Here is a 26,168-nt window from a genome sequence, read left to right as displayed (position 1 = left end):
GCGCTCCCCCATCGTGGTACTGCGCAAGGCACTCCCGGCCAATACCCCGGTCAGCGCAGACGACGTGCTGCTCGAGCGCCTGCAGGTGGTACCCGACGGCGCCTTCCAGGCCATCGACCAGGTCATCGGCCGCACCAGCGCAAGGCCCCTGGCAGCCGGCAGCTGGCTGGACGAATCCAGCTTCGAAAACGGCGGGCCGCTGGCGCGGATGATCCGCAGCCACGAACGCGCCGTTGCCATTGGCGTGGACGAAGTCATCGGTGCTGCCGGGCAGATGGCGCCCGGCGACTATGTGGATGTGCTGCTGTACCTGCGCGAAGACACCAGCAACCCGCAGTCCTCGGCCCAGGTCGTATTGCCCGCCCTGCGTGTGCTGAGCATCGGCGAGCAGATGGGCGTGGCCAACGACGGGCACCCGGCGCAGAGCGCCGAAGCGCTCAAGGCGCGGCGCGAACAGGGCAACCCGGTGATGGCCTCCGGCACCCGCACCGTGGTGCTCGCGGTGCCCGAAGCCTTCGCCAGCCGCCTGATGCTGGCGGCCCAGGTCGGCACCCTGCGCCTGGCCGTGCGCAGCGCCGACGAACAGCGCCTGGCCAGCTACTGGGCCGAGCACGATAACCAACCCCAGGTTGAAACCCTCAACCGTGAACTCTACCGCTTCAGCCAACTGTCCCAGGCGCCCCTGAGCAAACCCGCCGCCGTCACCGCGGTGGCGGGCATGCAGGTGATCCGGGGCGCACAGGCCGCTGGCGAGAAAAACACCCCCTGACACGGCAAGGATGCAGTATGCGCAGTTCCGAGCATTGCAGTTCAACACGAGTCTTCTACCGTGCGTGCCTCGCGCTGCTGCTGACCGGCGTGCTGGCCCAGGCCCATGCTGCGGGCAAGGGGTGCGAGGCCTACGCCCAGTTACCCTCGGTGATCGAAATGGACGAAGGCCTGCAGCAAGAGCTGCGCCTGCCGCTGGCGATCAGCCGGGTGGCCGTCGGCGAGCCGAAGGTGGCCGATGTGCAGGCCAGTGGCGAGCGCGCCGTGCTGGTGACCGCCGTGGGCCCGGGCAACACCACGCTGATGCTGTGGACCGCCTGCGCCCCCACGCCGCACCGGGCCATGCTGTTCGTCAAGGGCCGGGCCAGCGTCGACATGGCCGAGGGTGGCCTGCCGCCCTCGCTGGATGCGCAGTTGCCAAGCCAGGTCCAGGCCGACATCCGCTTCGTCGAAGTGCGCCGCAGCAAGTACAAGGAGGCCGGCGCCCGCCTGTTCTTCAGCGGCTCGAACAACAGCCTGATCGGCTCGCCCGGCACGGTACCGGGCACCTCGGTGACACCCGGCGCGGTGCCGATCACGCGCCCGGCCATCCCGCTCGACGACGGTGTGTTCAATATCGTCTGGGGCGGCGGCAGCAGCCGATTCCTGGCGGCCATCAACGCCCTGGAGAACAGCGGCTTCGCCTACACCCTGGCGCGCCCCAGCCTGACCGTGCTCAGCGGCCTGACGGCAAGTTTTCTGGCCGGCGGCGAGATTCCGATCCCGGTGCCCAGCGCCGGCAGCGACAACGTCTCGATCGAGTACAAGGAATTCGGCGTGCGCCTGGCGCTGACGCCAACGGTGGTCAGCCGCGACCGCATCACCCTGAAGATCGCCCCCGAAGTCAGCGAACTGGACTACAACAACGCGGTAAACATCGCCGGCACGCTGGTGCCGGGGCTGAGCGTGCGGCGTACCGACACCAGCATCTCGCTGGCCGATGGCGAGAGCTTCATCATCAGCGGCCTGGTCAGCAACGACACCCGCTCCTCGGTAGACAAGCTCCCAGGGCTGGGCAACCTGCCGATCCTGGGCGCGTTCTTCCGTCAGTCGTCGCTGGTGCGCCAGGAAACCGAGCTGCTGATGATCGTCACCCCGCACCTGGTCCAGCCCCTGGCCGCCAATGCCCGGCTGCCGCAGCTGCCCGGCGAAGGCCTGCGCACCTACGACCCCAGCTGGGGCCGGCTGTTCTTCATGGAAAACGGCAACTTCGATGGCGGCAGCGGGTTATCACAATGAACGAGAGCCTCAACCAGACATTCCTCGGCATCACCCGCAACGAAGAGGACCTGCAATGGCTACAGGCCGCGCTGGCCCCGCTGGGCCAGGTGATAGGCGCCAACGCCGGCAACCTCGACGAGCTGCTGGCGCTGGTCAACGCGACCTTCAGCAACCTGGTGTTCATCGGCCTTGACCGTGAACAGCTGGTTCACCAGTGCGCCTTGATCGAAGGCGTGCTGGAAGCCAAGCCGATGCTGGCCATCGTCGCCCTGGGCGATGGCATGGACAACCAGTTGGTGCTGCACGCCATGCGCGCCGGCGCCCGCGATTTCGTCGCCTATGGCTCACGCGCCAGCGAGGTGGCCGGGCTGGTGCGGCGCCTGGGCAAGCGCATGCCCACCGTCACCAGCAACCCCACCCTGGGCGGGCTGACCGTGCTGTACGGTGCGCAGACCGGCGCCGACGGCGCGCTGCTGACCACCCACCTGGCGCGGGTGGTGCAGGAAAGCGGGCAACAGACGCTGCTGCTCGACCTGGGCATGCCACGCGGCGACAGCCTGGCCCTGCTTGGGCTGGAGGCGTCGTTCTACTTCGGCGATGCCCTGCGCCACCTGCGCCGGCTGGATACCACGCTGATCGACAGCGCCTTCACCCGCGACAAGAAAGGCCTGCGCCTGCTGACCTGCGCCGAAAACGACGAGCCGCTGCGCCAGACCAGCGCCGCCGAGCTGTACATGCTGCTCAGCGCCCTGCGCCAGCACTTCCAGCACATCGTCGTGAACCTGACCGGCCACGCCGACAGCGAAGCGCTGCGCACCCTGGTCAGCCACTGCGACAAGCTGATCGTCTACACCGACCAGAACATCCTCGACTGCCGGCGCAACCTGGAAGTGCTCGAGCTGTGGCGTGACCATGGCATCAAGCTGGAGCACGCCAGCCTGCTGGTCGACCGCCACCTGAACAATGTCGCCCCCGACCCCGAAAGCCTGGCCAAGCGCTACGCCCTGCCGCTGCTCAAAGTCATGCCCGACAGCGCCGAGCTGCGCCTGAACGCCAAGAACCAAGGGCTGAGCCTGTTCGAACTGGCCCCGCGGGAAAACCTCACGCAAGCCTTGCGCAGCCTGGGTGAACGGCTGGCACAGCGCTCGGAAAACCTTTCGCCACCGGCCTTCACCTGGCTGCGTCGGCTGTGGGGCAGCAGATGAACGGTGACCAGCCCTTTGGCGGCCAGCAGCATGCATCGGGCGACCCTTACGCGCTCAAGCGCGCCCTGCACCGCTTTGCCATCGACGCCATCGAAGACAGCGGGCGCAACCTGCTCGAAGGCGCGCGCCCGGCGCTGACCCAGTTCGTTCTGGAGCAGGTGGGCGATTACGTGGCGCGGCTGCGCCTGGCGTTGTCACGCTACGAAATGGAGCGCCTGGCCGAAGAGCTGGTCGACGAGCTGACCGGCTTCGGCCCCCTGGAGGTGCTGCTGCGCGACAGCAGCGTCACCGAAATCCTGGTCAACGGCCCGCACCGGGTGTTCGTCGAACGGGCCGGCCAGTTGCAGCAGACCGACCTGCGCTTCATCGACGCCCACCACGTCGAGCGCGTGATGCAGCGCATCCTCGCCCCGCTCGGGCGGCGCCTGGACGAGTCTTCGCCGATGGTCGATGCGCGCATGCCCGACGGCAGCCGGGTCAACGCGATCATCCCGCCGGTGGCGCTGGATGGCCCGTGCCTGTCGATCCGCAAGTTCCGCCAGGACATGCTCAAGAGCGCCGACCTGCTCGCCACCCGGGCCATCGACCAGCACATCTTCGACTTCCTCGAACGCGCCGTCGGCCGGCGCTGCAACATCCTGGTCAGCGGCGGCACCGGCACCGGCAAGACCACCCTGCTCAACATCCTCAGCCAGATGATCGCCCCGCGCGAGCGCCTGGTCACCATCGAGGACGTGGCCGAACTGCAGCTGCACCACCCCCACGTGGTGCGCCTGGAAACCCGCCCACCCAATGCCGAGGGGCACGGCGAGATCAAGGCCAGCGAACTGATCCGCAACGCCCTGCGGATGCGCCCGGACCGCATCATCCTCGGCGAAATCCGCGGCACCGAGGTGCTCGATGTGCTTACCGCGATGAACACCGGGCACGACGGCTCGATGAGCACCGTGCACGCCAACACCGCCCAGGATGCCCTGCTGCGCCTGGAAACCCTGGTTGGCTTGAGTGGCCGGCAGATCGCCGAAAAGACCTTGCGCCAGATGATCTGCGCAGCGCTGGATGTGGTGATCCAGCTGACCCGCCTGCCCGATGGCCGGCGCTGCGTCAGCGAGGTGCTGGAAGTGGTGGGCGTGCGCGACGACGTGTACGTCACCAACACCCTGTTCCGCCTCGACCGCCGCGGCGGCGACGTCTTTTTGCGCGAAGCGCCCAACCCTGCCGGCAGCAAGCTGCGCACCGAAGGTGTGCCGTGATCGGCCCCCTGCTGCTGGCGCTGTCGCCCCTGCTGCTGGGCGTGTCGCTGCTGCTGTTTCGCAAGGGCCTGTACAAGCGCAGCGAACAGCGCATTCTGCAGCGCCTGGGCCAGGCCTTGCAGGTGGTGCGCAGCGCTAATGCGCGGCGCGACTGGCTCGAGCCAATGTTGCAGCGTGCAGGGCTTGGCGCCAGCGACTGGCAACCGCAGCGCTGGCTGTTCGCCTGGCTGGGCCTGGTGCTGCTGGCGCTGCTGGCCGGCGGCTGGATCGCCGCCCTGATGGTGCTGGTGAGCATGCCGCTGCTGGGCTACTTCACCCTCAGCGCCTTGTACCGCCGGCGTGTGCGCCAACTGGTCGAGCAGCTGCCGGCGCTGCTGGACTACAGCGTGCGCAGCCTCAAGGCCGGGCGCACGCTCAACGACGCGGTGCTCGGTGGCATCGATGGCACCCGCGAACCCTTGCGCTCGACCATGACCCGGGTACGGCGCAACGTGCAGCTGGGCGTGCCGCTGGACGATGCGGTCAACGAATTCGCCGAGCTGTACGACCAGGACGAACTGCGCCTGTTCGCCATGGGCCTGCGCATCAACCAGCGCTATGGCGGCAACACCAGCGAGCTGATGGAAAACCTGATCAAGCTGATCCGCGAGCGTGAACAAGGCGCCCGCCAGCTCAAGGCCATGACCGGCGAAACCCGTATCACCGCGATGATTCTCGGCGCCTTGCCGCTATGCATGGCCGGCTATTTCCTGATGGCCAACCCGCGCTACCTGCTGGCCATGTGGCAAGACAGCGCCGGGCAGCTGATGCTGTTGCTGGCGTTCGCCCTGCAGGTGCTGGGCTGCCTGGTGCTGTGGCGCATGATGAGGAGCCTCTGAGCATGGCCTTGCTGATCTGCGCCCTGTGCCTGTTGCTCGCGGCCTGCCTGCTGGGCCTGCAGGCCGCCCGCCAGTTGCGCGCCCGCTACCTGATCGGCAGGCGCCTGCAAGGGCGCCTGGCCCGCGATGAGCGCCTGGGCGACTGGCTGCACTGGCTGGGCAGCAGCCGGCTTGGCCAGCGCCTGCAGAAGCTCGACGGTGAAAGCCAGGCCCTGCTCGAGCGTGTGGGCTGGCGCCGCAGCCGCCAGCGTGCGCTGTTTGCCGCCGTGCAGCTGGGCCTGCCGCTGCTGACGGTGCTGCTGACCGTGCTGCTGCAGCAAGGGGTCAGCAGCGGTGAAGGCATGCACTGGCTGATCTGGCCGCTGTGCGCGCTGGGCGCCAGCTACCTGCTGCCCAAGCGCCTGCTGGCCAGCGCGGCAAAACGCCGCCAGCAACGCATTGCCCTGGAAGTGAGCCTGATGATCCCGCTGCTGCGCATCCTCTTCGAGACGGGCCTGGCGGTGGAGCAGGCGCTGCGCGTGCTGAGCCTGGAAGGCCGGGCGCTGGTGCCGGAAATCAGCGAAGAGCTGCGCCAGGTGTTGCACCGGGTGGACTCGGGCCTGGCGCTCGGGCCGGAGCTGGAAAAGGCCGCAAGCGTGCTGGCCGTGGACGAATTCACCGACACCTGCGTGATCCTCCAGCAATTGCTGACCCAGGGCAGTGGCGCGATGAAGTCGCTGCTGGCGCTCAAGGACCTGCTCGACGACCGGCGCCTGACGCGCATGCAGGAGCGGGTCTCGAAGATGTCGGCAAAGATGTCGGCGGTGATGATGGTGTTCCTCTTCCCGGCGTTGCTCATCGTCCTGGCCGGGCCGGGGTTTTCTGCACTGGCGCGGGCCTTGAGCCCCTGAGGAGATTGGATGAAAGCGATCCTGTTGTTCACAAGCCTGCTACTGCTGGCCGGTTGCGCCGGGCAGCAACCCGAGGGGCTGCGCCAGCTGTTCGGCAATACCAGCTGCGCCAAGCCCGACGCCGACCAGCAACTGTCGCTGAACCTGGCCGACGAGATGCTCAACGAAGGCCGCCCGCATGCAAGCCTCGCGCACCTGGAGCAGTTGCCGAACAACCTCGACCAGGTGCGCCTGCGCAAAGCCCGGGTTTCCCGCCTGCTCGGGCGCAGCGAGGCCGAGCCGCTGTACCGCAGCCTGCTGGGCGGTTGCCTGGCCGCCGAAGGCGAGCACGGCCTTGGCCAGCTGGCCTCGGCCCGCGGCGATGACGTGCAGGCCCTGCAGAACCTGCAGCGGGCGGCGCGCCTTGCGCCGACCGACGAGCGCGTGCGCAACGACCTGGGCGTCGTATTGATGAACCTGGGGCGCTATGAACAGGCGCGCTTCGAATTCCTCACGGCGGTCGAGCTCAAGGACGACAACCCGCTGCCGGCGGTCAACCTGGTAACGCTGTCGCTGCTGCAGGACAACTGGCAGCAAGCCACCGACCTGGTCGGGCGGCTGCGGCTCAAGCCCGACCAGTTCGCCCAGGCCCAGGACCGCGCCAGCCAGATCAAGGCCAACGGGCGCGGGCCGCTGGCCTCGGCCACTCGCGCCACCGAAATGGTCAACTGAGGGAACGGCGATGCTGATGATCCGCTCTGCGATGCTGCTGGCCTGCTGCGCCAGCGTCTCTCTGGCCTGGGCCGACGACGCCCCGCGCCAGCGCCCGTCAACGCTGACGGCGACCGAAACCTTGCTGCAGGTGCAGTCCAGTGGCGAGCAGGCATCGACCAAGTTGCAGGTGCAGACGGCACGCGAGCGCGACCTGTCGAAGCAGCGCTGGCTGGACACCTACAAATACGTCATCCCGGACTTCTATCGCTGGGAGCGGGTGAAGTCGAGCAACAACTGAAGCAGCCCTGTCACGCCAGGCACGCACTGGCCAGCACGAACCCCACCAGCACACAGGGCGCGAACGGCTGCTTGTCACCCGCCTGCCCTGCCCCGCGCCGCCACAGCCGCCGGGCGAGCGCCCATGCCAGTAAGGCCACGCCGGCGCCGATGAAGGTGCCCAACACGTGCGCCTGGCTGGTGGCCAGGGCCAGCGCACCAAGCAACTTGACGTCACCGGCGCCAAAGCGCCCGAGCATGTACCCCGGCAGCGTGAGCAGCAGCACGATGGCCAGCGCCCAGCCGGCATCACTGGCCTGGGCACCGACCCAGCTGCGCCCGGTCACCAGCAGCCAGGCCAGCGCGCACGCGGCGATGCCCAGGGTGAGCATGTTGGAAATCTGCCGCTCCCGCAGGTCCTGCCCGGCACACAGGGCAAGCCACGCCAGCAGGGCAACGCTAGATATTGGCAATTGGCCATCCCTGTTCGTCGAACGGTTCTATGCTGTTACTCAGGACTCATGGTCAGGGTAGACGCAAGCATGCAAGCAGGCCCGGCAACTCGGCAAAAAGGCGCGGCAGCCCTGGAGTTCGTCGCTGTCTTCATGATCTTTTTCTCGGTGTTCTACGGGCTGGTCAGCTACACCCTGCCGATGCTGATGCTGCAATCGTTCAACCAGGCCAGCAGCGAGGCGGTGCGCCGCTGCGTTGCCCTGGACCCGACCAGCGCCACCTACGCCAACGACGTGCAGGTACTTGGCCGCCAGGTGATCCGTGACCAACTGGCCTGGATGCCCGCTGCGCTGGACTTCCAGCCTGCCAGCGACGCGCAGGTGCAGCTGGATGCGAGCAAGCTGCTGAAAGTGACCATCAACTACCCCAAGGCCAAGCTGACCAACGTCCTGCCGCAGCTGGTCATACCGTTGATTGGCGAAGTGCCGAGGTTGCCGGCAACCCTGAAGGCCGAAGCGAGCCTGCAGCTGTGAGCGGCCTGTTCAACCGCTGGCTGAGCAGCCACGCCGCCGAGCCGGCCGCCGAAATGCCCGCGGCCGTCGGCCTGCAGGTATGGCTTGACGCGCACGGCCAGGTGTTGCGCCTGTCCGGCCCCTTGCGCTGTGTGCTGGCGGTGCCCGAACAGGCCCCCACGCGCCTGCACAGCTACCTGTGCCAGCACAGCTGGCTGGTGCTCGAAGGTGAGCCCGCCGACTGGCAAGGCCAGGCGCTGGACCTGGATTTTCACACCGTGCACGGCCACACCTTGCATACCCGAGGCTCGCTGCAGCGCAACGCAACCGGCTGGATGCTGCAGCTGTTCGATACCGGCGACCTGCTGCGCCAGGGCAACCAGCAGGACCAGTGGCTGAACCGGCGCCAGCTGGCCGCCGACATCAGCCAGGCGGTGCGCGACTGCAGCGAACCCTGGCTGGCACAGACCAGCGCCGAGCAACTGCAGCACCTGGCCATGCACTGGCAAGCTGGCGCGCTGCGGCTGCTGCTGGCGGACGACGCGGGCTGGCGCACCTATGCCAGCAGCGAAGGCGACTGGCCGTGGCCCGATGACGAACGCCTGCACCCCTGGCTGCAGGCGCTGCCTGCGCGCTTTCAGCACGTGGCACCCGACTCGCCCCAGTGGCAGGCATTGTGCGCAGGGGCGCCGCTGGTTCTGTTGCCGTACAGCCACGGCCACCACGTCCAGGCCTGGCTGCTGTGCGCCGGGGCGCCTTCGGTACCCGCGCCGGAGGCCGCCACGCTGTTGCTGCAGGCGCTGGTCGAGCCGTTGCTGGCGCGCCTGCGCCAGGTGCAGTTGCAGCAGCGCTCGCACCACCTCGATGAGCTGCAACGGCAACTGGGCGCCGGCTGGTGGGAGTGGCCGCTGCAGGGGCCGTTGCGCCTGGACCCGGCCTTGGCCGCCAGCCTCGGCCTGCCCTGCGAGGTGAGCCTCGAGCGCTGGCTGCTGCACCTGCACCCGGCCGACCGCGAGGCCGCGCACATGGCCCTGGAGCAAGCCCGCGACGGCGTCGCCTTGAGCCTCAACCTGCGCCTGCCGGAGGCCGACAGCGCGGCCAGCCCACGCTGGCTGCACTGGGTGGGGCAACTGCAGGGCCGCCAGGTCCAGGGCTTTGTGCTGGACATCAGCGCACTCAAGGCCCAGGAGCTTCAGGCCAATGCCGCCCGCGCCCGGCTGGAAAACCTCATCGCCAGTTCGCCCGCGGTGATCTACATCCAGCGTTACGCCGCCGGCGCCCTGCACAGCGAGTTCTTCAGCGACAGCCTGATGCCCTTGCTCGGCTGGGCCAAGGACAGCGAACTGGCGCGCCAACCCGGCCAGGCGGTGCACCCCGACGACCGCCCGCTGTGGCTGGAGCGCACCCGTGAGTTGCTGCGCGATGGCCAGGTGCGCAGCCGCTACCGCCTGCGCGATCACCTGGGCGGTTACCACTGGGTGCTGGACGAGGCGCGCCTGCTGCGCGACGACCTGGGCCAGCCGGTCGAGGTGGTCGGCCTGTGGCTGGATGTCAGCGAAGCCACCGAGGCTGCCGAACGTGTGCGCCAGAGCGAAGAACGCTACCGGGTGCTGGTGGAAGACTCGCCGGCCATGATCTGCCGCTACCGCCCTGACCTGCAGCTGCTGTTCGGCAACCGGCCGCTGGCCGAGCAACTGGAGTGCACGCCCGAACAGTTGGGCGAGATGAACCTGGGGCAATGGATGTCCGACAGCCAGCGCCAGGCATTCGTGCAGCGCCTGGCAACGCTGACCCCGGCGCAGCCATTGAGCAGCGCAGAGGTGTGCCTGCAGCTGCCGGGGCACAGGCACGCCTGGTGGGTGTGGGCCGAGCGCGGGCTGTTCGATGAACAAGGCCAGCTGCTGGAAGTGCAAGCGGTGGGGCGCGACAACACGCAGGTGCGCCAGAGCCAGCAGCAACTGCTGCAAGGCGCCAAGATGGCGACCCTCGGCGAGCTGGCCACCGGGCTGGTGCACGAGATCAACCAGCCGCTGAACGTGATGCGCCTGGCCGTGGCCAACACCCTCAAGCGCCTGGAAAGCGGCGCAGTGGATGTCGACTACCTCAACGGCAAGCTGCAGCGCATCGATGCCCAGGTCGAGCGCGCGGCACGCCTGGTCGAACACCTGCGCACCTACGGCCGGCGGTCCGAGGTCGAAACCCAGGCATTTGCCGCCTGGGCCGCAGTCAACGGTGCGGTGGCGCTGCTGGCGGAGGGCCTGCGCGGCAAGGGCGTGGCCTTGCAGCTCGAACAGCCGCAGCTGTGCCCGCAGGTGCTCGGCCACCAGGACCAGCTTGAACAGGTGCTGATAAACCTCATGGTCAACGCCCGTGATGCCCTGCTGGAACGGCAGGCAGCCTCACCCAGAATCAGCGTGAGCCAGCACATCGAGGGGCAGCACCTGTGCCTGCACGTGCAGGACAACGCCGGCGGCATCGACCCGCGCCTGCTCGAGCGCATCTTCGAGCCGTTCTTCACCACCAAGCCGGCGGGGGCTGGCACGGGGCTGGGGCTGTCGGTGAGCCACGGCATCGTCGAGGCCATGGGCGGCCGGCTGGAGGTGTTCAATACCGGCGAAGGCGCCTGTTTCCGCGTGCTGTTGCCGGCCTACAAGACCAGCTGAGCACGGCCGCTGGAGCAACTGAGGTTGGCGCCGACTTCGGCGTTGACCAGGTCGATGCCCAGTACCTTCAGGAGCACGTTGAGCAAGGGGTCGATCAGCGGGCTGAGCAGGTTCTTGATCAGCGGTTCGAGAATGCCTTTGACCGTGGAGAGCACGTTGCCAACGATCACCAACACCTCCCCCAGGCCGCTGTTGACCGTGGGTTTGAACGCCTGTATCTGCACGCCGAGCAAGGTGTCGCTGAGGCTGCCGACCACGTTGTCGTTGATCGTGCGCATGTTCAGGTAGGCCGGAGGCTGGCCGATGTTGGGCGGCTCGCTGCCCGGTGCCTGGAACACCAGCGGGCGCTCGAGCGGGCCGCTGCCCAGCAGCTTGCTGTCGACACCCAAGCCAAGGCCGCCACCGGCGAACGGCACGCGCGGCTCGCAAGTGCCGAGGATCAGCAGCTTGGTACAGCGTTTGGTGCCGATGTCGATCAACGGCAGGGCCTTGATCGCCGTGGTGCCGGTGGTGAAGAACGCCGTGGGGGAATCGAAGCGCCCCACCGCGATCTTCGCCGCCGCGCTCTGTGCCTGGGTGGTGAGCCGCTTTGGCGAGCAGCTGAAGGTGTTGGACGCTTTCGGGTCGAGGCGTGTGGTGGCTTCGGCGACCTCCAGGCCGATGTCCACCTGCAGCTTGTCGGGCACCAGGACGATGTCGGTGACCGTGCACGGCACGCCCAGCAGGCAGAACACCGAATCCAGTGTCGCGGCCAGGTTCAGGCTGAGCAGGTTGCCGAGCACGTTGGTCAGTGGCGCGGCCAGGTCGAGCACCGCGTTAACCAGGCCCAGCACGGAGTTGAGCAGTGGAAGGTCGAGCGAAATCATCGCCCGCACCTGGGCGGTATGCACCCTCAGCTCATCCTTGCGTGGGTCGCCGACGGCGGAGATCTGCTGGGGCTCGATCACTTTCAGCCGCACCCGGCCATTGACCAGGCCGAGCACGTTGAGCGGCAGGTCGACGTTGGCGGCGCTCTCGCTCGCCGCCAGCTGGATCACCCCCTGCACCAGCTGCAGCAACTGGATGCTGGCATCCAGGCCCGCCTGCGCCGTGCCGTTCTGGATATCGAGGATATCGCCCAGCTGCAGCAAGGTGCTGTTGCCAGCCCCCAGCGCCAGCTTGCCCAGATTGGTCACCACATCGACCGCAGCGCCGCTTTGCTGCAGCACCTTCACCGCCGCTTGCAGCAGCTGCGTGGCGGTGGCGTTGGCATTGAGCAGTTGCTGGTAGTCACCCACCTTGAGGTTGAGGTCGATGGCCAGTTGGTCGAGGTACTTGAGCAGGTTCAGGTCGGTGGCGGCGATGCCTTTCCAGCCGGCCAGGTCCAGCTGCACGCTGCCGCCCAGGGCGCCGAGCAGGGCATTGAGCAGCACCGACTGGCGTGAATCCACCGTGGCCAGGGTGGTGCGGATGCTCAGCATGGCCTGCGGCGGCAACGGCATGGAGGCCACGGCATGGGCGTGCAAGGTGGTGGTCAGCGGCACCCCGGCGCCTTGCATCAAGGTGTAGATACCACCGGCGACACTGGTGGTGACGGTGTTGCTGACATCCACCCGGATCGCTTCATTGCGGGTGTTGTCGCTGGTGAAGGTACGCAGGCTGTTGGCGCCGGTCTGCAAGTAGCCGCAGCTGGCCACCAGCGGGTTGCCGGCGGCATGGCCATTGCGCGTGGCTGCGGTACGGGCGATGGCCGTGGTCTGCGGGCCGCTGCCGGTGCACACGGCGTACTGGCCGGCCGCCTCCAGCGCCGCCATGTCGGCGATGCGTTGCAGTTTGCGCTGTTCGAGGTAGAGGCGGCCGCTGTCGAGCACCACCAGTAGAAACAGCAAGGCCATGGCCAGGGTGGTCACGGCCATCAGGCCAATCGCGCCGCGTTGACGAGCAGCGGAACAGGGAACCACGGGGCACTCCTTTGCAGGCCTGGGGCCAGCCTTTGCAGCATCGGTCAAGGGAGTGTAGCCCCGGTGATGGCGTATTGCCTTACCCCTTGCATGAAGGTGCCGATCAATGGCCCTGAACCAACCCGGCGTTTGCCCGGTCAACTTCTGCAGTCAACTTTGCAGAGCTGGGCCATGCACAACCCATTCGATCAGATCAGCGCCGCCTTCGCCCCCGAATACCGGGTCAACCTGAGCATCGAACGCCTGGACGGCAGCATCATGCTGACCCTTTCCGACGACGTCGGCGTGGTCGCCAAGCGCCTGATCACTCAAGCCCAACGCAATGACCCGCTGCGCCTGCAGCGGGTCATCGACAGCATTCGCCTGGGCCTGGCGATCGAGCTGGGGCAGAACCCGCTGCAGGTGCTCGCGGCCCTGACCCGCGAGCCGGCCCCTGGCGCACGCCCGTTCGCGGCAGCGCGCATCGCCAACTGAGCGTCAGCCCAAGGTCGTCAGCATCCGCCCGATTTCACGCTCCAGGTCGGCGAGGCCCAGGCCCTTGAACCGGTGCGCGCTGTCGAAGGTGTGCGGTTTATGGAACAGGCCGAACAGGCCCGGGTCGTAGGTCGGTTCCTGCTGCTGCTTGAGCCAGTGGATGGACTCGTCGACCAGTGTGCGGCTAGCCACCACACGCAATTGGACGACGTCGGCGACTTCGGTGACATGCACGGCTTCAGGGTCAAGTTTGAGCGCGTACTTGAGGTGGGCATGGACTTGTTCGGTGGTCACGTTCATTGCTGTTCTCCTCCAGCGCCCCTCGATCGCGACCGGATGTCACGATTCGTTGCTGGGCGCCGGCGAAGATTCAACACGGCAGGCCGCAAACCTCGGGCCTAGATAGCTAGCCCCTCACTTGCCGTCTTCGACTTCCTTGCCATTGGCATCGAGCACCTTGGTCGACGGGTAGCGGTAGGAGGCGTAGCGCACCACCAGGATCGCGAAGGCCAGCAGCAGGATGCCGCCGCACACGTACAGAAGGCCCACGTCCGGTGCCTTGTGGTGCGACACATCGCCGATCAGCAGGCGCGTCAGCGCGGTGATCGCCACGTAGAGCAGGAAGCGGATCGGCATGTGGTTGGTCTTGAAGTAGATCCCGACCATCGCCCCCAGCTCCAGGTAGATAAACAGCAGCAGGATGTCATCGACGCTGACCCCACCCTTGCCGAGCATGTCGAGGAAGGTCACCACTGCCGCATAGGCAGTGATGGCACCAATGCCGAACAGCGCCAGGTAGTGGAACCCCTCGACGCACAGATTGCCCAGCGAATCGGCCGAGCCATGCAGCCCCTTGCGCAGCCTTTCAGCCCATTTGATGTTCACGATGTCCAACTCCCCCGATACGACCTGAAGATGATGCGCCAACTCTGTGACGCTTGTGCCATGCAGTTAAAGGGCCAGGCCCTCGCCTTGGAAGGCGGCCGATTGCCGCAAGGCACCTGTGGGCTAGGCTTTTTTGCAGCAAGGCTTGCGCCTGGGGCGCCGGGCCATTACTGTATGCGCATACAGTAATCGATCAACCAACCGCAAAAAGGCACAGAGGTGATGAATGGCCGTCGAAGTGGTGTACCGCAGCAGCCGCGACCCGGAGCGCTTGTTCATGGATAAGGCCGAAGCAGATCGTCACGACAAGATGCTCGAGCTGGCCGAGCGCCTGGCCGAGGTGTTGCACAAGGCAGTGCCGTCGCTGACCGAGCAGCAGGTCGAGGAAGCCGGCATCTACATGGCCAAGAACCGTGACGTGTTCGCCCGGGCGTTCAAGAGCCAGCCGGATGCATTGGCCGAGCTGCTCGAAGGGGGCGCTGCGCAATAAGTGCTGCCAGGTGCTTGTCAGCCGTACAGCAGGCGCTCGGCGAGCATCTGCGCCACCCGCGCCGGGGAGCGCTTCTCGGCCTGGGCGTGGGCGAACACTTCGGTCAGCCGCGAGGGAATGCGCGCCAGGTGCGCGGTGATGGTGCCAAGGTCTTCGCCGCGGTGCTTCATCGCCACATAGATGAGCCCACCGGCATTGATCACGTAATCCGGCGCATACAGGATGCCGCGTGATTCCAGCTGGTCGGCCACCTGCAAGGTGGTCAGCTGGTTGTTCGCCGCCCCGGCCACGGCTGCGCAGCGCAGTTGCATCACGCTCTGGCCATTGAGCACCGGCCCTACCCCGCACGGCGCGAAGATATCGCAGGGGGTACTGATCAAGGCGTCGTTGGTGACCGGGTGAGCACCGAACTGCTCGACCGCCAGGCGCACGCGCCCGGGGTCCAGGTCGCTCACCAGCAGTTCCGCACCTGCGGCGTGCAGCTGCTCGGCCAGGGCATAGCCGACATTGCCCAGGCCTTGCACCGCCACCCGCAGGCCTTCGAGGTTGCCGCTGCCCAGGCGCGCCTGGGAGGTTGCCCGGATGCCGGCGAACACGCCCATGGCCGCATGCGGCGAGGGGTCGCCGGAGGCCGTGGTGCTGGTGACGTGGGGTGTGCTCTGGGCGATGCAGTCCATGTCCAGAGTCGAGGTGCCGCTGTCCACGGCAATGATGAAGCGCCCCTGCAGGGTATCGATGAAACGGCCGAACGCCTCGAACAGCGCCGCGCGGTTTTCCACATGCGGGTTGCGCATGATCACGGCCTTGCCGCCGCCCAGCGCCAGGCCGGCCAACGCGGCCTTGTAGCTCATGCCCTGGGCCAGGCGGATGGCATCGGTCATGGCGCTTTCGTCATCGGCATAGGGCAGGTAGCGGCAACCGCCCATTGCCGGGCCCAGGTGCTCGCTGTGAATCGCCACCACGGCCTTGAGGCCGGTGGGCGGGTCGATAAACAGGTGCAGCGACTGGGTACGGGTGCTTTGCATCAGCGCGAACATCGACGGGCTCCCCAACGAGGTGCTCCTACCAGTATAGGCACGCGGCCATCGCCGGCACGCCGGGCGGACCACTGGACGAATGCCGGCGCCGGGGCTAATACTCAAGGGTGTGTGGAGAACCCCGATGAACCCACGTAAAGCCTGCCTGGCCTGCCTGGAACGCGAACCTGTCGCCCTGCTGGAAGCCGCGTTGTGGATTGCCGCCGAGCACGACCGCAAGGCCGAGCCCGCGAGCGCGATTGCCAGCTTGCATGAGCTGCAGCGTGAGGTCAGCACCCGCCTGCCGATGCTGCCATTGAGCGAACTGGCGCAGCCGCTGCTGCGCCAGCTCACCGCGCTGGGCTTCCAGCAAGACGAATTTCACCCGCTGCGCCCACAGGCAGCACTGCTGGACAAGGTGCTGCAACGCCGCCGCGGCCAACCCCTGGCACTGGCCATCATCACCCTGGAGCTGGCCCGCCGCCTGTCGATCCCGCTGGAAGGCGTGGCATTCCCCGGGCACTTCCTGCTGCGTGTCCCGGGTGCCGATCATTTGCTCGACCCTTGCGGCGGCCGGCGCCTGTACCCCAACGATTGCCGCGAACTGCTGGCACGCCAGTTCGGCCCGCATGTGCCGCTGACCGCCGAGCACCTGCGCGCGGCCAGCCCGATGCAGATGCTCCAGCGCCTGTCACGCAACCTGCGCCAGCTGCACATCAGCAACGACGACCACCTGGCTGCGCTGATCGACGCCGAGCGCGTCATGCAACTGGGCCCGGTGCAGGTCAGCGACTACATGACCCGCGCATCGCTGTACCAGCACCTGGATTGCCCGCAGGCCGAGCGCTTCGACCTGGAACATGCACTGCTGCTGACCGACGACCCGGTGCAGCGCCTGAAGCTGTCCGAACGGATCGGCAAGCTCCCGACAGCCAACCACTCGCTTCACTGAGCGGGCGTGTCCACCTGGCAGGCCGGATGCGCCTTGGCGAAGGCCGGGTGCTCGCTTGCCAATGCCGCTACCCGGCGAATGCGCGGGTAGCTGGCCAGGTCGATGTTGAAACGCTCGGCCGCGTACAGCTGCGGAATCAGGTACACATCGGCCAGGCCCGGCTCATCGCCGAAGCAGAAACCCCGATCGCCGATCAGCTGCTCCACGGCTGCCAGGCCCTGGCCGACCCAGTGGCCGATCCACTGATTGATCTGCCCCTCGTCATGCCCGAGCCGGCGAAGCTCATTGAGCACGCTGACGTTGTGCAGCGGGTGCACATCGCAACCAATGATGGCCGCCACACCGCGCACCTTGGCCCGCGCCTCGGCGCCCGCCGGCAACAGTGCAGGCTGTGGATAAGCCTCCTCCAGGTACTCGATGATCGCCGGCGACTGCACCAGCAGCTCACCGCCGTCGGTGCGCAAGGCCGGCACCCGGCCCTGCGGGTTCAGCGCGACATAGTCGCTGCCACGCTGTTCGCCCTTGAGCAGGTTGACCGGCAGGGCCTGGTAACCCAGGCCCTTGAGCGCCAGGGCGATGCGCACCCGGTAGGACGAGGTGGAACGGTAATAGGTGTACAGCTCCATGGCCCTGCCCCCTCAGTTGGCCGCGATGATCTTGCCGCGGCATTCACCGAAGCCGATGCTGGCCACGCCATCGCGCTGGCAGCGGGCGCGCAGGATGATCTCGTCGCCGTCCTCGAGGAACTTGCGCAGCTCGCCACTGGCCAGCTCCACCGGCTGCTTGCCACCCACGGTGGTCTCCAGCAGGCTGCCGAAGGCGTCGGGCGTGGCACCGGACAAGGTGCCCGAACCGAACAGGTCGCCAGGCTGCAACTGGCAGCCGTTGACGCTGTGGTGGGCGATCAGCTGGGCCACTGTCCAGTACATGTTCAGGGTGTTGCTCAGTGCCAGGCGCTGGGCCGGCAGGCCCTGCTCGCGCATGCGCTCGGTGAGCAGCAGCACTTCCAGTTCGATATCGAAGGCGCCGCTGGCCTGGTCGCGTGGGTCCAGCAGGTACGGCAGTGGCTGCGGGTCGCCCTCCGGGCGCGCCGGCTGGGCGCAGCGGAACGGCGCCAGCGCTTCGGCCGTCACCACCCACGGCGAGATCGAGGTGATGAAGCTCTTCGACAGGAACGGGCCGAGCGGCTGGTATTCCCAGGCCTGGATATCTCGCGCCGACCAGTCGTTGAGCAGGCACAGGCCCGCCAGGTGCTGTTCGGCCTCGGCGATCGGGATGGCCTGGCCCATGTCGTTGCCCTGGCCGATCCAGATGCCCAGCTCCAGCTCGTAGTCCAGGCGTGCGCAGGGGCCGAAGCTCGGCTCGCTGTGGCCGGCCGGCAGCGTCTGGCCTTTCGGCCGACGCACCTCGGCGCCCGAGGGGCGCAGGGTGGAGGCGCGGCCGTGGTAGCCGATCGGCACGTACTTGTAGTTGGGCAGCAGCGGGTTGTCGGGGCGGAACAGCTTGCCAACGTTGGTGGCGTGCTGGATGCCGACGTAGAAGTCGGTGTAGTCGCCGACCTTGGCCGGCATGTGCATCTGGCAATCGCTGGCCGGGTACAGCGCCGCGCCCAGTGCAGCCTGGTGCTCGCTGTGTTCGCCCAACAGCGCCTGCAGGCGTTCACGCAGCGCCACGCGGGCGTTGCGGCCGAGGGCGAAGAAGGCGTTCAGCGCCCCACCACGGGTCGCCTCGACGGCGGCCTTGGCCTGGCCGTCGAACAGCCCGGCGGCCAGCACCGCCTCGAGGTCGAGGATGGCGTCGCCGATGGCCACGCCACAGCGCAGCGCTTCACCCGGGCGGCTGAAGATGCCCAGCGGCAGGTTCTGCAGCGGGAAGTCGCGGTGCCCGTTGGCATGCTCGACCCAGCTACGGGCATTGGCGGTCTGGTTCATCGGTTATCTCCGGTTCGGGTTGAAGGTGCTCGGCAAGGTGGCCCAGCAGCTGTCGTAGTCGGCCTGCAATTGCGGGCATTCGAGGGCCTGGCGGCTCGGGCGCAGCACCTGGCTGGTCTCGAACATGAAGGCCATGGTGTTGTCGATCTTGTGCGGCGCAAGGTCGGCGGCGATGGCTTTTTCGCAGATGTCGGCATCCGGCCCGTGGGCGCTCATCACCCCGTGCAGCGAAGCGCCACCCGGCACGAAGCCTTCGGCCTTGGCATCGTAGGCGCCGTCGATCAGGCCCATGAACTCGTTCATCAGGTTGCGGTGGAACCACGGAGGCCGGAAGGTGTTTTCGGCCACCATCCAGCGCGGTGGGAAGATCACGAAGTCCATGTTGGCCAGGCCATGCACGCTGGTCGGCGAGGTCAGCACTGTGAAGATCGATGGGTCGGGATGGTCGAAGCTGACCGTTCCCAGGGTATTGAATCGGCGCAGGTCGTACTTGTAGGGCACGTTGCTGCCGTGCCAGGCGACCACGTCCAGCGGCGAGTGCTGCAGCTCGCAGGCCCAGTGCTCGCCGAGGAATTTCTGCACCAGCTGCACCGGCCCTTCGGCTTCTTCGTAGTGCGCCACCGGGGTGAGGAAATCGCGCGGGTTGGCCAGGCCGTTGCTGCCGATCGGACCGAGGTCCGGCAGGCGCAGCGGGGCGCCGTGGTTTTCCGCGATGTAGCCACGCGCCTGGCCATCGAGCAGCTCGACGCGAAACTTCATGCCGCGCGGGATCACCGCGATTTCCAGGGGTGCGACGTCCATCACCCCCAGCTCGCTGGCGATGCGCAGGCGGCCGTGTTCGGGCACCAGCAGCAGTTCGCCGTCGGCGTTGAAGAACACCCGGTCCATGGAGCGGTTGGCGCGGTAGATGTAGATGCTCACGCCCGCGGGTTTTTCCGACGGCGCGTTGGCCACCATCGGCAGCCAGCCTTCGATGAAGTCGGTCGGCTCGCTGGGGATCGGCTGCGGGTTCCAGCGCAGGCGGTTGGGGGTGACCGCGCCCAGCGGGCCGCCGAGGGGCTGGCGCTCGAGGCGTTCGAAGCGCGGGTGCAGGGCCGAGGGGCGGATGCGGTACAACCAGGTGCGGCGCAGTTCGCTGCGGGCCATGGTGAACGCGGTACCCGACAGCAGCTCGGCGTACAGGCCATAGGGGGCCTTCTGCGGCGAGTTCTGCCCGACAGGCAATGCGCCGGGCAAGGCTTCAGAGGCGAATTCGTTGCCAAAGCCGCTCAGGTACTGAAGGTCGGGGGACGTGTCGCGGTTCATCGAAGCCTCCGGGTTTTGTTTTTATCGTAATCAGATTACGAATAACGTAATTTGCTCCCTGCATGGCGTCAAGCTATAAAGGCGCGACTCGAAGAATCCGGAACCTCCACGCCCATGGCCAAAGCCAGCTCCCCCACCGACACCGGCAAGCAGAAGGTCCGCTCGGCGGAAGTCGGCACCGACATCCTCAAGGCCCTCGCCGAGCTGTCCCCGTCCACCTCGCTGTCGCGCCTGGCCGAACATGTGCAGATGCCGGCGAGCAAGGTGCACCGCTACCTGCAGGCGCTGATCGCCAGTGGCTTTGCCGAACAGGATGCGGCCACCAATCATTATGGGCTGGGCCGGGAGGCGCTGCGCGTGGGCCTGGCGGCGCTGGGCAGCATCGATGTGCTGAAGGTGGCGGCGCTGCCGCTGTCGCAACTGCGCGACGCGCTCAACGAGAGCTGCTTCATCGCGGTGTGGGGCAACCAGGGCGCCACGGTGGTGAGCATCGAGCCTGCGGTGCGGGCCGTTACCGTGGTGACCCAGATCGGTTCGGTGCTGCCGCTGCTCAGTTCGTCGACCGGGCTGGTGTTTGCCGCCTACCTGCCCGAACGCGAAACCGTGGACCTGCGCGAGCGTGAACTGGCCACGCTGCAGCACACCGCCGCCGACTACGAAGCGCTGCTGGCCGGCATTCGCGAACGTGGCCTGCACCATGTGCATGGCCTGCTGATGCCTGGCGTCGATGCGCTGTCGGCACCGGTGTTCAACGCCCTGGGCCAGATTGCTGCAGTGATGACCGTGGTGGGGCCGACGTCGATCTTCCATGCCGATGAACATGGCCCGGCGGCCCAGCGCCTGCTGGCGGCAGCGCGTGACACGAGCTGGCGCATGGGCCATTCGCCACAGGCCTGAAGCGCCTGGGCACTGTTGCCCGAAACGTAAAGGTGAATGTCATAAGCGGCTATTTTTCCCACAGGATCAAGCGCTTATTCTTAACTCACTGGCCGGCATGAAGGGCACTACCCCCCCAGCTCTTCAGGCTTGCGAGGTTCACCGACGTAGATTTTGAAGCTCCTTGATCTAACGTCTCGATTGGCCGCTGCGATTGCAGCGGCTTTTTTTATGCCCGGTGAAAAGCGGCCCTCACGCCAGCGGATACTTCTGCAGGTTGGCCATCATCTGCTGCAGGGCCTGGATGTTGTCCTGCGGGTGCAGCGCGCCTTCGAAATCGCCAATCTGCGCCCAACTCTCGGCCACCTGCTCCGGGGTGAAGCCTTCACGCGGGTCAAAGCCCACGCCCAGGCTGCGCTCCCAGCGCACCTTGCCAATCCAGCCGCCGCCCACTTCGAACAGCGCCCCGCTGTCCTGGCACTGCTCGCTGCCCAGGTACACCACCAACGGGCTGACCAGCTCGGGCTTGAGGCGCTCGAACACCTGCGGCGGGATCAGCCCTTCGGTCATGCGCGTGCCGCCGGTGGGCGCGATGGCGTTGACCAGCACGCCGTGCTTGCGCCCTTCGATGGCCAGGGTGCGGGTCAGGCCATACAGGCCCAGCTTGGCCATGCCGTAGTTGGCCTGGCCGAAATTGCCGTAGATGCCGGACGTGGAGGCGGTGAAGATCACCCGGCCCCAGTTCTGCTCGCGCAGGTGCGGCCAGGCGGCGCGGGTGACCTTGAAAGCGCCCTCGACATGCACCTGGTAGACCTGCTCCCAGTCGGCATCGTCCATCTTGTGGAAGGTCTTGTCGCGCAGGATGCCGGCGTTGTTCACCAGCACATCGACCCGGCCGAAATCGTCCAGGGCCTGCTCGACGATGCGCGCGCCATCACTGACCGAATCGTGGTTGGCCACGGCGCTGCCGCCGGCGGCGCGAATCTCGGCCACCACCCGGTCGGCTGCCGAAGCACTGGCGCCTTCGCCGTGGCTGGAGCCACCCAGGTCATTGACCACCACCCGGGCACCGCGCGCGGCGAACAACAACGCATGGGCGCGGCCCAGGCCGCCGCCGGCCCCCGTGACGATCACCACACGGTCTTGCACAGATACCGGCTCGTTCATGCCCTTGGCTCCAGGTCAGGTTGAATGCAGCGAGTCTGGGCCAACGCCCAGGCGGCGGACAATCAAGCGCACCCACGCTGAATGCCAGGCGATAACGCAGGCCGATGGTCGGCGGCTCAGGACCAGGCGACTTTGCGTGGCAGGTAGCTGAGCAGCTTTTCGCGAAACGCCAGGTAATGGCGCAGCACCAGCGTCGGGGCTTCGGTATGCGGGTAATGGCCGATGCCTTGCAGCTGCACGGTGTCCGCGTTGGGCACCAGCTGCTGGTAGCGCTCGACCATGCGCGCGCCCGACAGCGGGTCGACCACGCCGTTGATCATGCGCAGGGGCACACCGTCGGCCCGCAGCGCACCGACCCAGCGCTCGCGCTGGGCCCTGCGCTCGGGCACGAAGCTCACCAGCTTGTGCAGGATGCGGGTACCGCCATGCGCGGCAATCAGGCTCCAGCAATCGTCCAGGGCACTTTCGCTGGGGTGGGTGCAGGGCCCGTAGATCTGCGTGACATTGCGCACCAGGTCATCGCGCTTGAACGAGCGCCCGAACAGCCAGCCCAGGCGGCTGAGCAGCAGCTTCTGCACCAGCAGCACCTGGCAGCTTTCCGGGAACAGGCCGCTGTTGAGGAACACGCAGCTGGCGATGTCGGCGCGCTGCTCGTGGTGCCGGGCCAGCAGCTCCTGGGCCACGCTGCCACCATAGTCGTGGGCCAGCAGGTGCACCGGCGCGTCGACCTTGAGGTGGGCCAGCAAGGCCTGCTGCAGGTCGGCCTGCTCCAGCAGGCTGTAGTCGTGGTCCAGCGGTTTGGCCGAGTCGCCAAAGCCCAGCATGTCGCAGGCGATCAGGCGAAAATGCTGGGTCAACGGCGCCCACAGGTAGTGCCAATCCCAGCTGGCGGTGGGGAATCCATGCAGAAGCAGCAGGGGCTCTCCTTGCCCTGCGGTCCAGTAGCGGATGCTCTGGCCCCGGAACGTGAAACTCTGTCCCCGGGTACGCCAGACGCACAATGGTATCTCGGCCAATGGCATCGTATTCGTCCCGGTTGTCTAGCGCTTGAGGGTGTTGGGCAAGGCTGCGGTCATTGCGTGTCACCTCGGCACATACATGTGCTCTCTGTGTCGAGGCCGAGTCTAATCAGGCGCCCCCTCGCTGAAACTTGCGTTGCCAGCCAGCTTGATGACTGAGCGAGTCAGTGGCACGAACGGTCACAGCAGCATCGCCAGCAGGGGCGCGGCGAACAGGTTGAGCAAACCGGTCAGCACCATGACCAGGCCGGCCACGGAACCTTCTTCGCGGCCCACTTCATGGGCGCGGCTGACGCCGGCGCCATGCGCGCCAACACCGAACAGCGCCCCCCGCGCCAGCGCCGAGCGCAGCGGCAGCCAGCGCAGCAGCACACCGCCGAACAGGGCACCGAGCACGCCGGTGAACATCACGAACACCGCGGTCAGCTCGGGCACGCCACCCAGGTCATGGGCCAGCGGCATGGCGAACGGCGTGGTGATCGAGCGCGGCACCAGCGACAGGCTGGTCGCGGCATCCAGCGACAGCAGGTGGGCCAGGCCCCACGAGCTGGCGATCGACGCCGTACTGCCGGCCAGCATGCCGAGCAGCAACGCCGGCCAATCGCGCGCCAGCATCGCCCGCTGCTGCCAGATCGGCACGGCGAACGCCACCGTGGCCGGGCCCAGCACGCTCATCAGCCAATGGGTATTGCGGGCGTATTCGGCATAGGCGGTGTGCAGGGGCACAGCCACCGCCAGCAGCAAGGCGGGCACCAGAATCAGCGGCGACACCAGGTAACGCCCGGTCCGCCGGTACAGCCAGCGGCTGCCCAGGTAAGCGAGCAAGGTCAGCGCCAGCCAGAACAGGGGCATGGGTTCAAGGCTCATGGCGCAACCTCCAGCGGCACACCAGTTCGACGGTGACGGCAGTCACCACCATGACCATCAGGGTGCTCACGGCAATCACCAGCAGAATGCGCCAGCCTTCCTCGCGCACCAGGCTGCCGTAGTCGAGCAGGCTCATCAGTGCCGGGATGAAGAACAACAGCATCTCGGCCATCAGCCAGCCGGCGCCCAGTTGCAAGGTGGCGGGTTTGACCACGCCGCAGGCGAACAACACCAGCAGCAACGCCAGGCCCATCACGCCGCCTGGGATTGGCCAGCCCAGCCAGCCGGCGAGCTGGCCGCCGAACCAGAACAACGCCATCAGCACCGCCAGCTCGGCGAGCAGGCGCAGGGGCTTTTTCATTAACGCGGGTTTCATGGGGGGGGTCCTCTACAGGCCCTTATTTTAGGATTGGGCTGCCCAGGCCAAAAGCGAATTGTTAGACTGATCGGCATTCCATAATGGAATTCGAAAGATGGAATTCAAACAGCTACGCAGCTTCATCGAAGTGGTGCAGCGCGGCGGTTTCACCCAGGCCGCGCAGACGCTGCACATCAGCCAGTCGGCGGTAAGCAAGCAGGTGGCTCAGCTTGAGCAGGCGCTGGGGCAGCCGCTGCTCGAACGCCAGGCCTCGCACCTGCACCTGACGGCAGCCGGGCGCATCGTCCTGGAACGGGGCGAGGCGTTGTTGCGCCAACGCCAGGCGCTGCTCAACGAGCTGGACGACCTTGGCCAGATGGAACGCGGCGAACTGCGCCTGGGCCTGCCGATGCTGGGCAGCGATGCCTTGTTCGCCGGGTTGTTCGCCGAATACCGGCGGCGCCACCCGAACATTGCCATTCAACTGCTCGAAGGCGGCAGCCGCACGGTCGAGCAGGCGGTGCACAGTGGCGAGCTTGAGTTGGGCGGTAGCCTGACGCCGAACGACCCGGCGTTCGAATACCAGCCGTTCTGCAACGAGCCGCTGGATGCGCTGTTGCCCACGGGGCATGTGCTGGCGGGGTTGCAAGAGGTCGATTTGCGGCAACTGGCCGACACCCCTTTTCTATTGTTCCAGCGCGGTTTCGTGCTCAATGAACGGCTGCTCAAGGCGTGCCAGCAGCAGGGCTTCACGCCCAAGGAAGGCGGGCGCAGCGGCCAGGCTGATTTTCTGGTGGCGTTGGTGGCGGCGGGGCAAGGTGTGGTGCTACTGCCGCGGGTGGTGGCCAAGGCGCTGGAGCGGCCTGGGGTGGTGAGGTTGCCGTTGCGGGCGCCGGACTACCTGCGCTGGGACATCGCCTTCATCTGGCGGCGTGGCGCGTATCTTTCGCGGGCGGCCAAGGCTTGGCTGGAACTGGTGAAGGGATAGGCCTCTGTGGGAGCCGGCATGCCAGCTCCCGCAGTCAAATGCGTCAGGCCGTCAAAGCCTGGGCAAAGTCGGCCAGCCACGGCTCGGCATCGGTCTCCGGGGTCACGGTCTCGCTGGCATCGAGCTTGAGCATCGCCAGCACTTCGCGCACGCCCAGCTCGGCGAACAGCTCGCGCATCTGCTCGCCACCGCCGCAGTAGGTATCGCCATAGCTGGAATCACCCAGGGCGATCACCCCACCCGGCAGGCCGCGCCAAGCGGCTGGCAGGGTGTCGCGAATAGTGCTGTACAGCGGCATCAGGTTATCCGGCAGCTCGCCCATGCCAGTGGTCGAAGTCACCGCCAGCAACGCGTCGGGGGCAAAGCCTTCAAGGTCCTGCTGGGTAGCACGGGCAGCGTGCCAGGCTTCAAAGCCTGCGGCCTTGAGCAAAGCCTCTGCATGGCGGGCGACTTCTTCGGCGGTGCCGTACACGGAGCCGGAAATAATGGCGACTTTCATCAAGAAGAGGATTCCGAAACTGAGTGAAAACGTAGGATACTAGCATTCGGCGCTGGCAAAAGGCCGCCTCTACCAAAGTCCCCTTTCCGCTCGATGGCCCGGACATGATCAACGCGCAACTGCTGCAATCGATGGTCGATGCCTCCAACGACGGGATCGTGGTCGCTGAACAGGAAGGCGACGACACCATCCTGATCTACGTGAATGCAGCGTTCGAACGCCTGACCGGCTTCAGCCGTGACGAAATTCTCTACCAGGATTGCCGCTTCCTGCAGGGCGATGATCGCGACCAGCTTGGCCGCGCACGCATCCGCAAGGCCCTGGCCGAAGGCCGCCCGTGCCGCGAAGTGCTGCGCAACTACCGCAAGGACGGCAGCGCTTTCTGGAACGAGCTGTCGATTACCCCGGTGCGCTGCGACGCCGACCAGCGCAGCTATTTCATCGGTATCCAGAAGGACGTCAGCCGCCAGGTCGAGCTGGAACGCGAACTGGCCCAATTGCACGCTCGTCGGAATTCCGACGAGCGCCCCTGAACCAAGCGCCCTCGGCA

General features: G+C 66.9%; 29 protein-coding genes. 16 read left to right on the top strand and 13 right to left on the bottom strand.

Features of this window, described 5'->3' with window-relative positions; genetic code table 11:
* The 8 genes from cpaB to L6D75_RS23145 all read left to right on the top strand — a co-directional run.
* Positions 1–769: Flp pilus assembly protein CpaB (gene cpaB, locus L6D75_RS23180; protein WP_236193854.1), on the top strand; the 769-nt coding region annotated here is incomplete at its 5' end.
* Positions 770–786: 17 nt separating this feature from the next.
* Positions 787–2,046: a type II and III secretion system protein family protein gene (locus tag L6D75_RS23175; RefSeq protein ID WP_176510903.1), complete on the top strand. Its 1,260-nt coding sequence runs from the start codon at positions 787–789 to the stop codon at positions 2,044–2,046.
* Positions 2,043–3,233, top strand: coding sequence for a CpaE/TadZ family protein (locus tag L6D75_RS23170; protein WP_176510902.1), 1,191 nt, complete (start codon positions 2,043–2,045; stop codon positions 3,231–3,233). Before L6D75_RS23175 ends, L6D75_RS23170 begins: the two co-directional genes overlap by 4 nt.
* The gene (locus L6D75_RS23165) at positions 3,230–4,486 is read left to right on the top strand and encodes a TadA family conjugal transfer-associated ATPase (RefSeq protein WP_176510901.1); all 1,257 of its coding nucleotides are present in this window, start codon (positions 3,230–3,232) and stop codon (positions 4,484–4,486) included. The genes L6D75_RS23170 and L6D75_RS23165 overlap by 4 nt, the downstream gene beginning before the upstream one ends.
* A complete protein-coding gene (locus L6D75_RS23160) occupies positions 4,483–5,364 on the top strand; it encodes a type II secretion system F family protein (protein ID WP_176510900.1) in 882 nt (293 codons plus the stop codon). The genes L6D75_RS23165 and L6D75_RS23160 overlap by 4 nt, the downstream gene beginning before the upstream one ends.
* 2 nt (positions 5,365–5,366) lie before the next feature.
* Positions 5,367–6,254 (top strand): type II secretion system F family protein, encoded by an 888-nt coding sequence (locus L6D75_RS23155; protein ID WP_176510899.1) that lies wholly within the window; start codon positions 5,367–5,369, stop codon positions 6,252–6,254.
* 9 nt (positions 6,255–6,263) lie between these two features.
* Positions 6,264–6,965: a tetratricopeptide repeat protein gene (locus tag L6D75_RS23150; RefSeq protein WP_176510898.1), complete on the top strand. Its 702-nt coding sequence runs from the start codon at positions 6,264–6,266 to the stop codon at positions 6,963–6,965.
* A gap of 16 nt (positions 6,966–6,981) precedes the next feature.
* Complete coding sequence (locus L6D75_RS23145) at positions 6,982–7,245, top strand: DUF3613 domain-containing protein (RefSeq protein ID WP_176510897.1); 264 nt, start codon at positions 6,982–6,984, stop codon at positions 7,243–7,245.
* A 10-nt stretch (positions 7,246–7,255) separates the two neighbouring features.
* On the opposite strand, the gene L6D75_RS23140 is transcribed toward L6D75_RS23145, so the two are convergent.
* Positions 7,256–7,690, bottom strand: coding sequence for a prepilin peptidase (locus L6D75_RS23140; protein WP_176510906.1), 435 nt, complete (start codon positions 7,688–7,690; stop codon positions 7,256–7,258).
* 75 nt (positions 7,691–7,765) lie between these two features.
* Here L6D75_RS23140 and L6D75_RS23135 point away from each other — a divergent pair, with 75 nt between their 5' ends.
* Positions 7,766–8,209 (top strand): TadE/TadG family type IV pilus assembly protein, encoded by a 444-nt coding sequence (locus tag L6D75_RS23135; RefSeq protein ID WP_176510896.1) that lies wholly within the window; start codon positions 7,766–7,768, stop codon positions 8,207–8,209.
* On the top strand, positions 8,206–10,851 hold the full coding sequence (locus L6D75_RS23130) for a PAS domain-containing sensor histidine kinase (RefSeq protein ID WP_176510895.1): 2,646 nt from the start codon (positions 8,206–8,208) through the stop codon (positions 10,849–10,851). The genes L6D75_RS23135 and L6D75_RS23130 overlap by 4 nt, the downstream gene beginning before the upstream one ends.
* On the opposite strand, the gene L6D75_RS23125 is transcribed toward L6D75_RS23130, so the two are convergent.
* The gene (locus L6D75_RS23125; RefSeq protein ID WP_236193852.1) at positions 10,836–12,791 is read right to left on the bottom strand and encodes a pilus assembly protein TadG-related protein; all 1,956 of its coding nucleotides are present in this window, start codon (positions 12,789–12,791) and stop codon (positions 10,836–10,838) included. The two genes, L6D75_RS23130 and L6D75_RS23125, sit on opposite strands and share 16 nt — an antisense overlap.
* Before the next feature lie 171 nt (positions 12,792–12,962).
* On the opposite strand from L6D75_RS23125, the gene L6D75_RS23120 reads away from it, so the two are divergent.
* Complete coding sequence (locus tag L6D75_RS23120; protein ID WP_176510894.1) at positions 12,963–13,265, top strand: DUF3509 domain-containing protein; 303 nt, start codon at positions 12,963–12,965, stop codon at positions 13,263–13,265.
* Positions 13,266–13,268: 3 nt separating this feature from the next.
* On the opposite strand, the gene L6D75_RS23115 is transcribed toward L6D75_RS23120, so the two are convergent.
* Together L6D75_RS23115 and L6D75_RS23110 are read right to left on the bottom strand one after the other, a co-directional pair.
* Complete coding sequence (locus L6D75_RS23115) at positions 13,269–13,565, bottom strand: hypothetical protein (RefSeq protein WP_176510893.1); 297 nt, start codon at positions 13,563–13,565, stop codon at positions 13,269–13,271.
* Between the two features lie 114 nt (positions 13,566–13,679).
* Positions 13,680–14,150 (bottom strand): phosphate-starvation-inducible protein PsiE, encoded by a 471-nt coding sequence (locus L6D75_RS23110; protein WP_176510892.1) that lies wholly within the window; start codon positions 14,148–14,150, stop codon positions 13,680–13,682.
* 226 nt (positions 14,151–14,376) lie between these two features.
* On the opposite strand from L6D75_RS23110, the gene L6D75_RS23105 reads away from it, so the two are divergent.
* Positions 14,377–14,640 (top strand): YebG family protein, encoded by a 264-nt coding sequence (locus L6D75_RS23105; protein WP_176510891.1) that lies wholly within the window; start codon positions 14,377–14,379, stop codon positions 14,638–14,640.
* Positions 14,641–14,657: 17 nt separating this feature from the next.
* On the opposite strand, the gene L6D75_RS23100 is transcribed toward L6D75_RS23105, so the two are convergent.
* Positions 14,658–15,677: a Glu/Leu/Phe/Val dehydrogenase family protein gene (locus tag L6D75_RS23100; RefSeq protein ID WP_176510890.1), complete on the bottom strand. Its 1,020-nt coding sequence runs from the start codon at positions 15,675–15,677 to the stop codon at positions 14,658–14,660.
* Positions 15,678–15,801: 124 nt separating this feature from the next.
* Between L6D75_RS23100 and L6D75_RS23095 the strand changes: the two genes are divergently transcribed.
* On the top strand, positions 15,802–16,608 hold the full coding sequence (locus L6D75_RS23095; protein ID WP_176510889.1) for a SirB1 family protein: 807 nt from the start codon (positions 15,802–15,804) through the stop codon (positions 16,606–16,608).
* Here the strand turns inward: L6D75_RS23095 and maiA are convergent.
* From maiA to hmgA, 3 genes are read right to left on the bottom strand one after another with little or no spacing between them, the layout of a single operon-like run.
* Positions 16,602–17,234, bottom strand: a complete 633-nt coding sequence (maiA, locus tag L6D75_RS23090; RefSeq protein ID WP_176510888.1) for a maleylacetoacetate isomerase — start codon at positions 17,232–17,234, stop codon at positions 16,602–16,604. The genes L6D75_RS23095 and maiA overlap by 7 nt on opposite strands.
* 12 nt (positions 17,235–17,246) lie before the next feature.
* Positions 17,247–18,539, bottom strand: a complete 1,293-nt coding sequence (gene fahA, locus L6D75_RS23085; protein ID WP_176510887.1) for a fumarylacetoacetase — start codon at positions 18,537–18,539, stop codon at positions 17,247–17,249.
* A gap of 3 nt (positions 18,540–18,542) precedes the next feature.
* On the bottom strand, positions 18,543–19,844 hold the full coding sequence (hmgA, locus tag L6D75_RS23080; protein WP_176510886.1) for a homogentisate 1,2-dioxygenase: 1,302 nt from the start codon (positions 19,842–19,844) through the stop codon (positions 18,543–18,545).
* Positions 19,845–19,958: 114 nt separating this feature from the next.
* On the opposite strand from hmgA, the gene L6D75_RS23075 reads away from it, so the two are divergent.
* Entirely contained in the window at positions 19,959–20,741 is a 783-nt protein-coding gene (locus L6D75_RS23075; protein ID WP_176510885.1) for an IclR family transcriptional regulator, read from the top strand.
* Between the two features lie 231 nt (positions 20,742–20,972).
* Here L6D75_RS23075 and L6D75_RS23070 read toward each other — a convergent pair whose 3' ends face one another.
* The 4 genes from L6D75_RS23070 to L6D75_RS23055 all read right to left on the bottom strand — a co-directional run bounded on the left by L6D75_RS23070 (position 20,973) and on the right by L6D75_RS23055 (position 24,149).
* Positions 20,973–21,887 (bottom strand): SDR family oxidoreductase, encoded by a 915-nt coding sequence (locus L6D75_RS23070; protein WP_176510884.1) that lies wholly within the window; start codon positions 21,885–21,887, stop codon positions 20,973–20,975.
* Between the two features lie 116 nt (positions 21,888–22,003).
* Positions 22,004–22,909 carry an alpha/beta fold hydrolase gene (locus tag L6D75_RS23065; RefSeq protein ID WP_176510883.1) on the bottom strand — a complete coding sequence of 302 codons (906 nt, stop codon included), beginning with the start codon at positions 22,907–22,909 and terminating at the stop codon, positions 22,004–22,006.
* A 177-nt stretch (positions 22,910–23,086) separates the two neighbouring features.
* The gene (locus tag L6D75_RS23060; protein ID WP_176510882.1) at positions 23,087–23,773 is read right to left on the bottom strand and encodes an LrgB family protein; all 687 of its coding nucleotides are present in this window, start codon (positions 23,771–23,773) and stop codon (positions 23,087–23,089) included.
* Positions 23,763–24,149 (bottom strand): CidA/LrgA family protein, encoded by a 387-nt coding sequence (locus tag L6D75_RS23055; RefSeq protein ID WP_176510881.1) that lies wholly within the window; start codon positions 24,147–24,149, stop codon positions 23,763–23,765. The genes L6D75_RS23060 and L6D75_RS23055 overlap by 11 nt, the downstream gene beginning before the upstream one ends.
* Before the next feature lie 97 nt (positions 24,150–24,246).
* On the opposite strand from L6D75_RS23055, the gene L6D75_RS23050 reads away from it, so the two are divergent.
* Positions 24,247–25,119, top strand: coding sequence for a LysR family transcriptional regulator (locus L6D75_RS23050; RefSeq protein ID WP_176510880.1), 873 nt, complete (start codon positions 24,247–24,249; stop codon positions 25,117–25,119).
* A gap of 43 nt (positions 25,120–25,162) precedes the next feature.
* On the opposite strand, the gene L6D75_RS23045 is transcribed toward L6D75_RS23050, so the two are convergent.
* The gene (locus L6D75_RS23045) at positions 25,163–25,618 is read right to left on the bottom strand and encodes a flavodoxin (protein WP_176510879.1); all 456 of its coding nucleotides are present in this window, start codon (positions 25,616–25,618) and stop codon (positions 25,163–25,165) included.
* A gap of 104 nt (positions 25,619–25,722) precedes the next feature.
* Between L6D75_RS23045 and L6D75_RS23040 the strand changes: the two genes are divergently transcribed.
* Positions 25,723–26,151 carry a PAS domain S-box protein gene (locus L6D75_RS23040; protein ID WP_176510878.1) on the top strand — a complete coding sequence of 143 codons (429 nt, stop codon included), beginning with the start codon at positions 25,723–25,725 and terminating at the stop codon, positions 26,149–26,151.
* Positions 26,152–26,168 lie beyond the last annotated feature (17 nt).

It is taken from the genome of Pseudomonas faucium, from assembly GCF_021602585.1.
GTDB classification, from domain to species: Bacteria; Pseudomonadota; Gammaproteobacteria; order Pseudomonadales; family Pseudomonadaceae; genus Aquipseudomonas; species Aquipseudomonas faucium.
The sequence above is the reverse complement of the archived record's forward strand: the minus strand, read 5'-3'. Positions and strand labels throughout refer to the sequence as shown.

Bases quoted from the DNA above. Each gene is read 5' to 3' on its own strand.
- L6D75_RS23060 (WP_176510882.1), bottom strand. From the start codon at position 23,773: ATGAGCCTTGAACCCATGCCCCTGTTCTGGCTGGCGCTGACCTTGCTC.
- fahA (WP_176510887.1), bottom strand. From the start codon at position 18,539: ATGAACCAGACCGCCAATGCCCGTAGCTGGGTCGAGCATGCCAACGGG.
- L6D75_RS23115 (WP_176510893.1), bottom strand. From the start codon at position 13,565: ATGAACGTGACCACCGAACAAGTCCATGCCCACCTCAAGTACGCGCTC.
- L6D75_RS23150 (WP_176510898.1), top strand. From the start codon at position 6,264: ATGAAAGCGATCCTGTTGTTCACAAGCCTGCTACTGCTGGCCGGTTGC.
- L6D75_RS23045 (WP_176510879.1), bottom strand. From the start codon at position 25,618: ATGAAAGTCGCCATTATTTCCGGCTCCGTGTACGGCACCGCCGAAGAA.
- L6D75_RS23135 (WP_176510896.1), top strand. From the start codon at position 7,766: ATGCAAGCAGGCCCGGCAACTCGGCAAAAAGGCGCGGCAGCCCTGGAG.
- L6D75_RS23040 (WP_176510878.1), top strand. From the start codon at position 25,723: ATGATCAACGCGCAACTGCTGCAATCGATGGTCGATGCCTCCAACGAC.
- hmgA (WP_176510886.1), bottom strand. From the start codon at position 19,844: ATGAACCGCGACACGTCCCCCGACCTTCAGTACCTGAGCGGCTTTGGC.
- L6D75_RS23050 (WP_176510880.1), top strand. From the start codon at position 24,247: ATGGAATTCAAACAGCTACGCAGCTTCATCGAAGTGGTGCAGCGCGGC.
- L6D75_RS23075 (WP_176510885.1), top strand. From the start codon at position 19,959: ATGGCCAAAGCCAGCTCCCCCACCGACACCGGCAAGCAGAAGGTCCGC.
- L6D75_RS23095 (WP_176510889.1), top strand. From the start codon at position 15,802: ATGAACCCACGTAAAGCCTGCCTGGCCTGCCTGGAACGCGAACCTGTC.
- L6D75_RS23065 (WP_176510883.1), bottom strand. From the start codon at position 22,909: ATGCCATTGGCCGAGATACCATTGTGCGTCTGGCGTACCCGGGGACAG.
- L6D75_RS23070 (WP_176510884.1), bottom strand. From the start codon at position 21,887: ATGAACGAGCCGGTATCTGTGCAAGACCGTGTGGTGATCGTCACGGGG.
- L6D75_RS23105 (WP_176510891.1), top strand. From the start codon at position 14,377: ATGGCCGTCGAAGTGGTGTACCGCAGCAGCCGCGACCCGGAGCGCTTG.
- maiA (WP_176510888.1), bottom strand. From the start codon at position 17,234: ATGGAGCTGTACACCTATTACCGTTCCACCTCGTCCTACCGGGTGCGC.
- L6D75_RS23170 (WP_176510902.1), top strand. From the start codon at position 2,043: ATGAACGAGAGCCTCAACCAGACATTCCTCGGCATCACCCGCAACGAA.
- L6D75_RS23165 (WP_176510901.1), top strand. From the start codon at position 3,230: ATGAACGGTGACCAGCCCTTTGGCGGCCAGCAGCATGCATCGGGCGAC.
- L6D75_RS23145 (WP_176510897.1), top strand. From the start codon at position 6,982: ATGATCCGCTCTGCGATGCTGCTGGCCTGCTGCGCCAGCGTCTCTCTG.
- L6D75_RS23100 (WP_176510890.1), bottom strand. From the start codon at position 15,677: ATGTTCGCGCTGATGCAAAGCACCCGTACCCAGTCGCTGCACCTGTTT.
- L6D75_RS23175 (WP_176510903.1), top strand. From the start codon at position 787: ATGCGCAGTTCCGAGCATTGCAGTTCAACACGAGTCTTCTACCGTGCG.
- L6D75_RS23120 (WP_176510894.1), top strand. From the start codon at position 12,963: ATGCACAACCCATTCGATCAGATCAGCGCCGCCTTCGCCCCCGAATAC.
- L6D75_RS23155 (WP_176510899.1), top strand. From the start codon at position 5,367: ATGGCCTTGCTGATCTGCGCCCTGTGCCTGTTGCTCGCGGCCTGCCTG.
- L6D75_RS23055 (WP_176510881.1), bottom strand. From the start codon at position 24,149: ATGAAACCCGCGTTAATGAAAAAGCCCCTGCGCCTGCTCGCCGAGCTG.